This window comes from Kitasatospora sp. NPDC059973 (assembly GCF_042737525.1).
GTDB lineage: Bacteria > Actinomycetota > Actinomycetes > Streptomycetales > Streptomycetaceae > Kitasatospora.
Genome location: NZ_JBHWUI010000338.1, coordinates 1 through 2,956, shown reverse-complemented (window position 1 = coordinate 2,956; position 2,956 = coordinate 1). Strand labels below are relative to the sequence as shown.

Sequence of the window (2,956 nt, the reverse complement as noted above, 5' to 3'; positions counted from 1 at the left end):
CCCGCCGGCCGCCCCCTCTTCACCGATTGACGATGACATGCCATTGTCGGGGGCGCCGCCCGGACCGCCCGTCCGGGCCGAGGAGAGGAAGACCCTTGGCCGTACCCCCGCTGATCCGCCGCGGGCCGAGGCCCGGCGGCCCGGCCCGCCGGGCCGCCCGCCTGCTCGGCGCCGTCGTCCTCGCCCTCACCGGCGCGCTGACCGCCGCCGGCCCCGCGCACGCCGACTTCGGCACCGACTACCACGACCCGCTCACCGCCGCGAAGCCGCTCACCCGGCCGGACACCCGCGCCTGCACCGTCGAGGCGATGCACGACCAGCCGTTCCGGGACGGCTACGGAAACCCGCCCGACACCCCGTACACCGCCACCGTCACCCCGCCCGCCGCCTGCGCCGGACCCTGGTCGGCAGTCGTGCTGACCCTGCACGGGCAGGTCGCCGGGCGGCAGTTCGACCGGCTGTTCACCGTCCGGATCGGCGGCGTGGAGGTCCTGCTCTCCTCCACCCCCGAGCCCTCCGCCGACGGCATCGGATGGACGGTCGAACGGGACGTCACCCGGTACGCACCGCTGTTCGCCGGCGGCCCGCAGCCGTTCGCCTTCGACCTCGCCAACGTCACCGACGCCACCTACACCGGCGTCTTCCGGATCACCGCCGAGCTCACCTTCTACACCACCTCCGCCCGGTGGCCCGCCGCCCGCACCGCCGACCGGCTGCTCACCACCGGGCCGTTCGGGCTCACCCAGGCCGCCCCGACCGCCACCCGCGACCTCGCCTTCCCGCCCAACCTGGAACGCCTGACCGCCGAGGTGTACGCCCGGGGCGGCGGCGCCTGCGAGGAGTTCGCGTACGCCTCCGCGCCCGACGCGTTCGTCGGCGCGAACCCCGGGCTGGGCGCCTGCGGCAAGGGCCCGTTCCGCGAGCTGCGGCTGACCGTAGACGGCCAGGTGGCCGGGGCGGTCTGGCCGTACCCCGTGATCTACACCGGCGGCTGGGACCCGCTGCTCTGGCGGCCCACCCCCGGCATCTTCGCCTTCGACCTGCCCGCCTACCGGCTCGACCTCACCCCGTACGTCGGCCTGCTGCTGGACGGCCGCCCGCACGCCGTCGGCATCACCGTCAACGCGGCCGAGGCCCAGGGCAACGACGTCTGGACGGGCCAAGTCAACCTGTTCGCCGAGGTCGACCACGGCGCCGCCCGCACCACCGGGGCGCTCACCGACCACGCGGTCGCCCCGGAGGCCGCCGTCTCCACCGCGCTGACCGACCACGGCGGCGGCAGCGGCGACTGGTCCGTCACCGCGGGCCGGCACGACCGGGCCCGCGGCTGGGTGCAGACCTCGCACGGCCGGATCACCACCGAGGTCCGCGACACCCTCGTCTTCGGCTCCGCCCAGCGGTTCCGGGACAGCGGCAACGACCTGACGCTGCGCAACCGCACCGACCTGACCCGCACCACCAGCACCTGGGGCGACGGGCCGCCGCGCACCACCACCGTGCACGAGGGCGAGCCGCTGGACGTCGACTACCGCGTCACCCACGACGCGGCCGGCGCGAGCGACCAGGTCACCACCATGAACCTCGGCTATCACCGGGACACCACCGGCACGGTCGGCGGCCGGACCACCGAGCGTTCCGGCGTCGACCACACCCTGCGCCCGACCGCCCACCGGTACGACGGCGACCGCACCGTCCGCACCGGCGGCTCCGTCGAGGACTACCGCAGCACCGGGCCCGACGGCCCGTACCACCGTTCCCTCACCACCGTGGACGGCTGGCCGACCGACCGGGGGTGAACCCGGCGCCGGGTCGCACCGCTCCGGCCGCACCGGGCGGACGGTTCGACCCGGCGGGCGCCTTTCAGGCTCCGGCGAGCCCCGGCGGGAACGCCACCACCCGCCCGGTGCACGGGAATCCGCTGGTGCGAACGGCACCGGCCCTGATAGCAATGTGACATGCTACACAACTCCAAAGTCGCCCTCCGGGCCAGACACGACGCCGACGTCCCCGTACTGCAGGCCGAGCTGTACGACGACGTCGCCACCCGCTCCCGGGCCGACTCCCGGCCCTGGCAGCCCGTTTCACCGGGCACCGCCTGGTCCCCGTACGCGGTCGCCGCCCCCTCGGACGAGGCCGCCTGCTTCTCCGTCACCACCCTCCCCTCGGGCGACCTCGCCGGCGAGGCCCTCCTCTGGGGCATCGACACCCACAACCGCACCGCCCATCTCGGCCTCGCCCTGCGCCCCGCCCTCCGCGGCCGGGGCCTGGCCCGCGAGGTCGTCGCGCTGCTGTGCCACTACGGCTTCACCGTCCGCGGCCTGCACCGCCTCCAGATCGACACCCTCGCCGAGAACCTGCCGATGATCGCCGCCGCGACCCGCGCCGGCTTCACCCTCGAAGGCACCCTGCGCCGCTCCGCCTGGGCCTACGGCGCCCACCGCGACGAGGTCGTGCTCGGCCTGCTCGCCGAGGAGTGGACCGCCCCGGCCGACCTGGCCTCCGACCGGGTCTGACCCGCCCCCGAGGCCCGGATGCGGCCCGGGGGCAGAGCTGCGACGGCTCCGGCCCGGGCCGCGCCCGGCCGGGGCGGACGGCGGCCGGGCAGCGCGCTGGAGGAGTCGACGATGGACCTGCACCTGTCGGGCGAGGCCGCCGTGGTGACCGGGGCGGGCAAGGGCATCGGCCTCGCCGTCACCCGGGCCCTCGCCGCCGAGGGCGTCAGCGTGCCGGCCGCCTCCCGGACCGTGACCGACGACCTCGCCGCGCTCGGCCGCACGACCGACCTCCCGCCGCTCCAGGTGGACCTCACCGCCGCGGACGGCCCGGAGCGGGCGGTCGCCGAGAGGTCGCCGATCGTGCCGCACCGGGCCCGCGGGCCCGCCCGACGCGGCAGGACCAGCAGCCCGGGCGGCGGCGGACCCCGAGGCCGGACCGGGGTGGGCGGCGGGCCGGGGGC

Annotated in this window: 3 protein-coding genes; all 3 read left to right on the top strand. The window is 76.6% G+C overall.

Annotation, left to right across the window (positions count from 1 at the left end; translation table 11 throughout):
- Positions 1-95: 95 nt before the first annotated feature.
- On the top strand, positions 96-1,796 hold the full coding sequence (locus ACFWA9_RS38860) for a peptide-N4-asparagine amidase (protein WP_380394270.1): 1,701 nt from the start codon (positions 96-98) through the stop codon (positions 1,794-1,796).
- Between the two features lie 159 nt (positions 1,797-1,955).
- Complete coding sequence (locus ACFWA9_RS38855) at positions 1,956-2,513, top strand: GNAT family N-acetyltransferase (protein ID WP_380394267.1); 558 nt, start codon at positions 1,956-1,958, stop codon at positions 2,511-2,513.
- A 111-nt stretch (positions 2,514-2,624) separates the two neighbouring features.
- Positions 2,625-2,956, top strand: a 332-nt coding sequence (locus ACFWA9_RS38850; RefSeq protein WP_380394264.1) for an SDR family NAD(P)-dependent oxidoreductase, incomplete at its 3' end; no start/stop codon positions are given.